Here is an 8105-nt window from a genome sequence, read left to right on the forward strand (position 1 = left end):
GATCTCCCAGACGTAGCCGACCATGCCGGTCGGATTGACCTGCTGACCGGCGGTGATAGGGGGTTCCCCCGAGGTGCCGATCTTGACCAGCTCGATCCGGCCGAACTCGTCTTCCACCGAGACGGTGACCTCGTAGACGGTGTTGCCGTTCTTGTCGGTTTTGATCTCGCCGGTGTCCTTGTTGACCAGGCGCGGCTTCGGCGCCTTCACGCAGGTGATGACGAGCTTGGAGGTGTCGACGGGGATCGGGATGGTGCGCATGAGAGCTGGTCTCCTTCAGGGTGACTGAGCTAGTTATCCACCCGCAAGGTCGAGGCCGCCGGCGACGTCGGCGTCGCCTACCGTCTCCAGGTGAAACTATCCGATCCCCTGGCTGGGCGTGCCCGCCTCCGCATCGACATGCCGTACGGCGGTCGCCGCCGTGAGGTGGGTCCTCCGGTTGAAGGGCCGGTGCGGTCGTTGCCATCGTGCCCTGTAGCCTCCTTATCGCGCCATCCGTGCATGACAGGTTGGCGCATGGTGACGTGATCTTGTCGTCATGGCGCGGCGAGTTCGGAAGCCCCCGTTGGAGCGGGGCTGAGGCGGTGACGATCGCGGACTACGGTATCCCTCTCACGGGCTGGGGCGATCGCCGCCGAGGCCCTCCTTCGTCGGGCCTCGGCACTGGGCATGGCGGTATCTGTGACGGCAACGCTGACGGCAACGTCGGCCGCCAACCTCACACGACGAGCACTGCGAACGACTGGCTGGCTCCTGGTAGGAGCTGGAGACCGCGGTGATTGCTACACTTGAAAAGCGGAAGGTCAGCCTGGCGTCGGTATGAACACGCGGAACGCAGCGGGCCCGTGTCGGAGCGCTCAAGGACACCATGGCGCCTCTCGGAGTGCTGCTTTACCCTCTGAAGGTGTTCCTGGATGACTGGCGTGAATGTGAACCTGAGCTCAGCGAGGCACAATGCGCCTTCATGGCTCAGATCGAAATACGGGCGGTCGAATGGTCAGCGGGCATATGGCTGGAACGCACAGACGATGGCTCGTTCCCCGTCCTCTTCATCGATCTCAACTCGACGGACGAGAACCTCAGCCTGCTCACAGCGGGCGTCCGGGTAGAGGATTGCCGCATCCACGGCGACAAGCTTCACAATCAGCTATTCACCCTGCCTAATGAGCCCACCGGCCTCGCCCTCATTGCTTCGGGTTCTCCGGAACAACTGGCGGACCGCGCCGCGGAGTGGTTCGACGCCCTGATGCGCCGCCATGTCGTCCGCTACGAGTGGGTTCACCGGGGGCAGATCTACGCGAGCAGGTACCTCTTCTCTGACACTGGAGAAGGTCTGTGTCAGATGTACAACGACACCCTGGCGCCGCCAGGAGAGCGGGTTCGGCTGGTGGCCGCCGGACTCACGCGGGGCCGAGGCTGGATCGACACAAGAGGACTTGGGCAACCAGATCGAATCATCACTGTCCGTGGTGACGCTGCTGAGGCAGGTTCTACTGACCGCCCGGGTAGGCGGTAGAACGATGAGCGCGGGACATGTACAGGATGCTCACATGAGCGCCACTGGCTAGGCGCGGCGTTCGCGCGGATCAGGCAGCTCGACGCCCAACGCGCGACTACTGCTCTCCTAAAGCGGTTGCTGAAATGCCCTGCCGCGTGGCTTCCGTTCCTCGGGCCTGGCGGCCCTGCGGTACGGGTCCCCTTGCCATCGGGTGCGGGGCGGGCCGCCGACCGAGGCGCTGTGTACAGCAGAGGGATACAGCAACACCGCCTTACACGATCACACGCCACCGGACCGCATCTGCCGCTTGAGCAGGGTGAGGAGCCGTCTATGTCGTGGCTGGCTCCCCGTTTGCGAGGAGGAAGTCAGAAGCTCGATCCTCCTAGACTCCATCAGTGGGAACACCTCCCCACGTGGAGAGGTTGACCGCTCGGGACTCCCACCGCCTGTAGAGCTTCGCTGGGCCCAGTGGCTTCGGCCCCGTCCTCTTCCGGAGACGGGGACGTTTTCGGCGTTTAGAGCTATTCGACGATCTCGCTGAGTGCGTCCTCGTACGCCTTGGCGTCTGAGGGGGCCATGTCCTTGTCCACGCGTACCACGACGTTCCCCTTAACGTACGTGTACTCAGCCAGCATCGGAGTCTTTCCGAGTGCCTGTATGTACTCGGCGCGGGCCTCGGCACTGCCGGCGTCCTCGAACACCTCGACACTGCCCGCCTTATCGGCCTTAACCCTGCTATCGGTGAACTCGGCCTTGCTGAGGTAGCCGTTGGGGCGGCCAAGCAGCTTGTTCGGGTCGGTGTTCTCGTCGTAGACGGTGCCGAGCTTGGCGGGCACGCCGTTGGTACCGAGGTCACCGATGATGGTCGCGGCGTCCTTGTTGGTCGTGGCGCCGCCGCAGGCGGTGAGAAGGCCGACCAGTGCAAGCACGGCGGCGGCGGCGTGGGGGTGTCGTCGTAACGCGGTCATAGGATCATGCATACACTTTGGATCGGTCCAGCACGGCAGTGTTGATGCGATTGGTAGCTGCCTCGCCACTGGGCATGCGGGTTCTGTCCGCTGCTGTACAGCGCAGAAGTACAGCAACACAGCCCTACTACGCCGTCCGGTTCCAGCCACCCTCAACCACCTGGCCAGGCCAAAGGCGCCTGGACCAAGAGGCTGCCCTTCTCGACGGATCAAATGGTGGGGTGTGGATCAAGGCGCTGGAGTTCGCCTGGGAAGGAAGAATGAACGCCTCTACGATCAAGGAAAGTCAGGCTGCCGCGAGCGCCGATGACGCCTGACGATCTGCCGCGTCCAGCGTGTGTACCAGTCCAGGAACGGCACCGGTTCGCTCCAGCCCCCATGCAGACGGCCCGACGGCTCAACATCCCTCCAGGGAGCCGACGGCCACCAGTACATGTCCTTCACCCATCCCATCTCGGTGAGCCAGACCGTGCCGGCGTACTCGCCGTTCATGGCGAGCATGCTGATCCACGAGCACCCGTGGCTGCACAGGAACATGGTCCCGGATGAGGGTTTGTCCATCCACAGGGTGGGGTCTGCTTCCTCGGCAGCGAGGCGCCGCAGTTGCCGCACATCATCCCGGGTCACCGGGAAGGGCTCCCAAGGGTAGGCGGCGACCTCGGGTTCCTCCTGGAAGTCCTCATGCTCCCGTTGGGTCTCTTCCACGATCCAATGCAGGTCGAGCAAGGGGCCTGGATGGACTCCCCGGCCGAATCGCAGCAGGAATGACCGGAACTCGTCAGGCAGCGGCGCGCCGATCACTCCCTCAAGAGCCACAACCTCGGATTCCGGCAGAGGCACAGCCGTTGAGGGATCAGCCAGCCGGGAGAGTTCGGCAGCCATCTCATCCAGGCTGATGTCTGATCGCATGGATTCTCCCGGTTGAGACGTCAACGCGCATAGGCTAATGGCGTCGAAGAGCGGGTGACTAAGAGCGGCTTTGGACGGCGTGCCCCAGCATCCGGCCGCAGGCAGGGTGGTGCGATACTCACCGAATGCCGCTCTACATTCCTCGCGAGGACGCCGGTTACCTCGCCGGCGCCGTACCAGTACTGGTTCTCGTCTCGACCGAACAGATCGAGCGGCTTCCCGGCTTCCGGCTCGATGCAGGCAGGCCGTTGCCCTGTGAGGGCTGGCAGTTCCTCGCCGGCCTGACCGCCTCAGTGGTCGATGGCCCCGGTGGTTCCGGGATCTTCGTCGAAGGCATCGCCCGTCCCGAGGAGGCCGAAGAGCGCTTCGCATGGCTGGAAGCCGTCGACCGTTCCGGCGGTGCGGTCGTGCTGGTCGTCGACTCGCACAGTGCGGTGGACGACTGGGCGGCACTGGCCGATGGCCGGAAGGCCCGGGGCGGGTTCGTACCCGCGGTGCAGCGGACCGATTGACCGCCGAGCGGCAGGACCAGCAGCCGTCTTGGGACAACCGAGGTCTGGCCGATCTCGCTGACAATGTTGCCAACAACGTCCCTGGACGTCGGTGTACGCCCGTGGAACCAGATCAAGCTGAAGAGGTCGTTGAGCAGGCGCTTCTGAAGGCGGTGGACGCCCATGGACGATCTCGAACTGGCAACACCTCAGATGAGTTCGGCCGCTTCCTGACCGGCCCGGGCATCCGCCGCTCGGTCGGCCGCACAGGCGTCTGCTACGACGACGCGATGGCCGAGTCGTTCTTTAGCGTGCTCAAGAACCAATGGATTCACCGCTTCGTCTTCACCACCCGAGCCAAGGCAAGACGGCAGGTCATCCGCTACATCGAGGGGTTCTACAACCACCGGCGCCTGCATTCGGCGCTCGGCTACCGGCCACCATTCGAAGTGCTCAACGAGTCCCTTTCAACCCTGGCGGCCGCACTGGCTACGCCCATAAGACGGCTGTCCGGACTCATCGTGGCCCCCACTTTGGCATTTGAGCGGAGCGGACGATCACAGTGTCACGGTGACCGCGTGTGAGCTCAGTTGACACGAGAACGTCGACAAGGCCCTCAGCAACTGGCGGAACGCCAACACCCCGCAGTGACGACCGCGCGGGTGAGGCATCGTTGGCTCCGTTACGCGGTCAGCGGCGCCAGTACAGCAAGGCGCCGATCGACAGCTTGACAGGGCATCATGTGTTCCGGATCTGCATGGCAGCCCACCTGCGGCGGAGCCATTATGACCTACCTCAGGCATCAAAGATCATTCCGCGCATACTCCGGATCATGAGATGGAGCGCGGTGAGCGGTCGTCCCACACGGGCGGGGCAGTGGATGCGCCACTCGTCGGCTGGAATACAGTCCTCCATGGTGTTGGCCCAGTCGTTGGGCCGACCGAAGACCAGCCGGGTAAGCAGAACATCGCCAGCTCGCTGCGCACGCGGGTAGATCCCCAGCTCTTCTGAGCCAACGTCCCCTTCTGGCGTGAACCTGACTTCCCTGCTGGTCTTCTCCAGGTAGGCGCTGAGCTCAGCTGAGAGCTCCGAAGGCGGCCGACCTACCAGCCGGATTCCATCGAACGAGACCTGGGGTCCGGACAAAGCGTCGACAGTAATGCAGGTCAATCCCACGGGGCCGACGTAGTACCCCACGGTGTCCACTCGGTAGGTGGGAGCGTTCATGGCGCGAAATCGCGTACACAACTGCTCGAATGGGCCTACGACCTGGCCGACTTGGGAGACGGCCTCGGAGGCATATCCCCGTGCTTCCATCGCGGTGATCGCTTCCTGCGGGCTCATGCCGAAGCGCAGAGGGCCGACACGTTCCAGTGGCGCGTAGTCCCACTGCGCTCGATCGGATCCATCTACCACCGTCCACAGGTCAAACAGCATGTCCCGGCGCAACTCCTTCGAGCTCCGTCTCTCGGATGAGCTGGTCACCCTATCGGCGTTGCCGGTACGCGCCCTCATCGAGCGCTCCCCCGGCGGTTCGAAGGCCTTCCTGCAGAGGGATCAGCCACGTTGGCCCGCTGGACCAGGGTGAGGAACGAACCCTGGACCTCGATCCTCCAGCCAGGCACAGTGACCAGCCACGCCGTGGCAATCGTAGCGCTGCATCTGTACGGCGGCGTGGCAACCCCGGTCAGCGCGTTCGGTCGGTACGGCGTGGGCGGCGTGCGATGGCCGGCCCGGTGTCCCGCCGCCGTCCGGGACCGGCCCCGGGCCGCACGCCCGGACGGCGGCGGGCGGAGGGCCGGGGATACGGCAGCGCGCCGCGCCGCCGCTTGATGCCTCAAAGAACAATTCGGCAATTGAGCTGTGGCCGTCGTGTCCTGTCTCGCTTGATGGTTGACACTCTGGCCTCGCTTGATGCTTGACACCTTGATCGTTATCTGTGCCTGCTCGTGGCGTTATCGGCGCTTCGGGGGAGGCTCAGATGGCATTGGTGGAGTTGAGTGTCGTGGAGCAGCGCTATCACGCGGTGATCGAGGTGTTGTCGGGGGCGAAGGTCACCGACGTGGCCGGACGGTATGGGGTGTCACGGCAGTCGGTGCATGGCTGGGTGCGCCGGTATCAGGACGGCGGCCTGGCAGGGCTGGCCGACCGGTCGCATGCGCCCAAGGCGCACCCGATGCAGACCCCGCCGGTGATCGAGGCGTTGATCTGCGAGCTGCGGCGCGCGCATCCGCGGTGGGGTCCGCGCACGCTGTTGTGGGAGCTGGGCCGGCGCGGGGTGGAGCCGTTGCCGTCGCGGGCGAGTATCTACCGGGTCCTGGTGCGTAACGGGATGGTCGAGCCGGTCGCCCGGCGGCGCCGGCGTGAGGATTACCGCCGCTGGGAGCGTCCTGGGCCGATGCAGCTGTGGCAGATGGACATCATGGGCGGGCTGCTGCTGGCCGACGGCAGCGAGGCCAAGCTGATCACCGGAGTGGACGATCACTCCCGGTTCTGTGTGATCGCCTCGGTGGTGGTCCGGCCGACCGGGCGGATGGTGTGTGCCGCGTTCGCCACGGCGATGCGCGTCTATGGGGTGCCGCTTGAGGTGCTGACCGACAACGGCAAGCAGTTCACCGGCCGGTTCGGCGGTCCGAAGGCGGGTGAGGTGCTGTTCGAGCGAGTCTGCCGGGAGAACGGCATCAAGCTGCGTCACACCGCGCCGCGCACCCCGACCACCCCGACCACCACCGGCAAGATCGAGCGTTTCCATCAGAGCGTGCGTCGCGAGCTGCTGGAGCAGGCGCTCTCGTTCACCTCGATCGAGGCCGCGCAGGGCGAGATGGACGCGTTCGCCGAGCATTACAACACCGCCCGGCCGCACCAGGCGCTGGACATGGCTTTCCCCGCCGACCGGTTCTTCGCCGAGCGCAGCTCCGGGCAGATGCGGGCAGAGCGGGAACTGCCGCTGCATCTGCCCGCAGCTTTGAGCACGGTGACCGCTTCGGCTCCGGGAGCCGCTCCGGCGCCTGCGGATCTCCCGGTTCCGGCCGGCGACCGCGACGATCTGCCCGAACGGCCTGCGCCCGTTGTGATGGCCTCGGTCGATCCGCTGTCGCGCCAGGCGATCGAGGTCGATCGGATCGTGCCCGCCTCGGGGAACCTGTCGATCGGGGGCCAGCAGCTCTGGCTTGGTCCTGATCGGGCGGGCATGTCGATCACCGTGTGGATCAGTACGCAGCGGCTGCATGTGTTCACCACCGGCGGTGGGCGGCTCAAGAGCGTGGCCTCCCGGCTGACCGTCAAGGACCTGGCCGCGCTGCTCGCTTCTGGCCAAGCCCGTCCGGCACCGGACGAGCCTGCCGGCGAGCCTCCGATCGAGGTGAGCGCCGTCGAGGTGGACCGGCAGGTCAGCTCGACCGGCACGATCAGCCTGGCCAGTCGGGCCTTGTGCGTCGGCGCCCACCTGGCCGGTCGGCGTGTCATCGTGCGCCTGGACGGCATCACCGCCCGCGTCATGGACGAGGATCGCCTGCTGCTGCGCGCCGTGCCCTGCCCGCTGCCACTCGCCGAATGCGCCACCCTGCGCAACGCCCGTCCCGCCGGAGCAGCGCCCACCTCTCCGGTCGAGCCTGTCACCGTCCAGCGGGTGGTCTGCAGCCGCGGCCACTTCCAGGTCGTCGGCCAGAAGATCCAGGTCGGACGGGTTCACGCCCGCAAGATCTTGGACGTGACCGTGGACGACACCCACATCACCGTGCACGACAACGGCGAGCCCATCCGTGTCGTGCCCCGAACCACCACCCAGGAGATCACCCGCCTCAAGTCCCAGGCGCATACTAAGAAGCGAAAGATCGGCTAGGAGTGTCAAGCATCATCCGAGGCCAAAGCGTCAAGCATCAAGTGAGACCAGACAAGCTGTGGCCGTCGAGCGATGGACGGCTGGCCCCTCGGGGACACGTCATGGAGGACATGAGCGAGCGAAACGGCGGAAGCGATCAGGCATCTTCGCGACGGCTGCAGTCGGTCATTGATCGGCGAGAAGATCAGCGGCGATCTATCGGGCCTGCGCGAGGAAGGTGCGCATCGCAGCCTGGTCGTACGCGGCTGCGGCGGCGGTGACGGCGACAAGGTAGAGCGCGCCGACGATGGGTAGGGCGCGTGGCCTCGTGCAGACGGTGGTCGACGCCCTCTTGCACGTACTCGATGACCTCGGCCCAACCGCTCCGGACAACGCGTATCTCGACCATCCTGAATGGA

Annotated in this window: 9 protein-coding genes and 1 pseudogene; 6 read left to right on the plus strand and 4 right to left on the minus strand. The window is 65.5% G+C overall.

Annotated elements, in window-relative coordinates; translation table 11 throughout:
* The coding region (locus ACWEJ6_RS53925; RefSeq protein WP_452433505.1) for an SCO3933 family regulatory protein at positions 1-261 on the minus strand (261 nt) is incomplete at its 3' end.
* Between the two features lie 643 nt (positions 262-904).
* On the opposite strand from ACWEJ6_RS53925, the gene ACWEJ6_RS53930 reads away from it, so the two are divergent.
* Positions 905-1516, plus strand: coding sequence for a hypothetical protein (locus ACWEJ6_RS53930; protein WP_452433507.1), 612 nt, complete (start codon positions 905-907; stop codon positions 1514-1516).
* A gap of 503 nt (positions 1517-2019) precedes the next feature.
* On the opposite strand, the gene ACWEJ6_RS53935 is transcribed toward ACWEJ6_RS53930, so the two are convergent.
* Positions 2020-2466 (minus strand): hypothetical protein, encoded by a 447-nt coding sequence (locus ACWEJ6_RS53935; protein ID WP_452433509.1) that lies wholly within the window; start codon positions 2464-2466, stop codon positions 2020-2022.
* Between the two features lie 276 nt (positions 2467-2742).
* On the minus strand, positions 2743-3375 hold the full coding sequence (locus ACWEJ6_RS53940) for an SMI1/KNR4 family protein (protein WP_452433511.1): 633 nt from the start codon (positions 3373-3375) through the stop codon (positions 2743-2745).
* 125 nt (positions 3376-3500) lie between these two features.
* Here ACWEJ6_RS53940 and ACWEJ6_RS53945 point away from each other — a divergent pair, with 125 nt between their 5' ends.
* Positions 3501-3887 carry a hypothetical protein gene (locus ACWEJ6_RS53945; RefSeq protein ID WP_397357046.1) on the plus strand — a complete coding sequence of 129 codons (387 nt, stop codon included), beginning with the start codon at positions 3501-3503 and terminating at the stop codon, positions 3885-3887.
* Positions 3884-4450: an integrase core domain-containing protein gene (locus ACWEJ6_RS53950; protein ID WP_452433513.1), complete on the plus strand. Its 567-nt coding sequence runs from the start codon at positions 3884-3886 to the stop codon at positions 4448-4450. Before ACWEJ6_RS53945 ends, ACWEJ6_RS53950 begins: the two co-directional genes overlap by 4 nt.
* Positions 4451-4661: 211 nt before the next feature.
* On the opposite strand, the gene ACWEJ6_RS53955 is transcribed toward ACWEJ6_RS53950, so the two are convergent.
* The gene (locus tag ACWEJ6_RS53955) at positions 4662-5303 is read right to left on the minus strand and encodes a hypothetical protein (RefSeq protein ID WP_452433515.1); all 642 of its coding nucleotides are present in this window, start codon (positions 5301-5303) and stop codon (positions 4662-4664) included.
* Positions 5304-5862: 559 nt separating this feature from the next.
* Here ACWEJ6_RS53955 and ACWEJ6_RS53960 point away from each other — a divergent pair.
* The 3 genes and pseudogenes from ACWEJ6_RS53960 to ACWEJ6_RS53970 form a co-directional block, all read left to right on the plus strand.
* Positions 5863-7194 (plus strand): annotated as a pseudogene (locus ACWEJ6_RS53960) (IS481 family transposase); the annotation flags it as partial.
* 681 nt (positions 7195-7875) lie between these two features.
* Complete coding sequence (locus ACWEJ6_RS53965) at positions 7876-8001, plus strand: hypothetical protein (RefSeq protein ID WP_452433517.1); 126 nt, start codon at positions 7876-7878, stop codon at positions 7999-8001.
* A partial coding sequence (locus ACWEJ6_RS53970; protein ID WP_452433519.1) for an SCO4402 family protein occupies positions 7994-8105 on the plus strand: 112 nt, incomplete at its 3' end. The genes ACWEJ6_RS53965 and ACWEJ6_RS53970, both read left to right, overlap by 8 nt.

It is taken from the genome of Nonomuraea sp. NPDC004702, from assembly GCF_053601695.1.

Excerpts from the sequence above, each read along its gene's own strand:
- ACWEJ6_RS53955 (WP_452433515.1), bottom strand. The coding sequence starts at position 5,303 with ATGCTGTTTGACCTGTGGACGGTGGTAGATGGATCCGATCGAGCGCAG.
- ACWEJ6_RS53935 (WP_452433509.1), bottom strand. The coding sequence starts at position 2,466 with ATGACCGCGTTACGACGACACCCCCACGCCGCCGCCGCCGTGCTTGCA.
- ACWEJ6_RS53940 (WP_452433511.1), bottom strand. The coding sequence starts at position 3,375 with ATGCGATCAGACATCAGCCTGGATGAGATGGCTGCCGAACTCTCCCGG.
- ACWEJ6_RS53945 (WP_397357046.1), top strand. The coding sequence starts at position 3,501 with ATGCCGCTCTACATTCCTCGCGAGGACGCCGGTTACCTCGCCGGCGCC.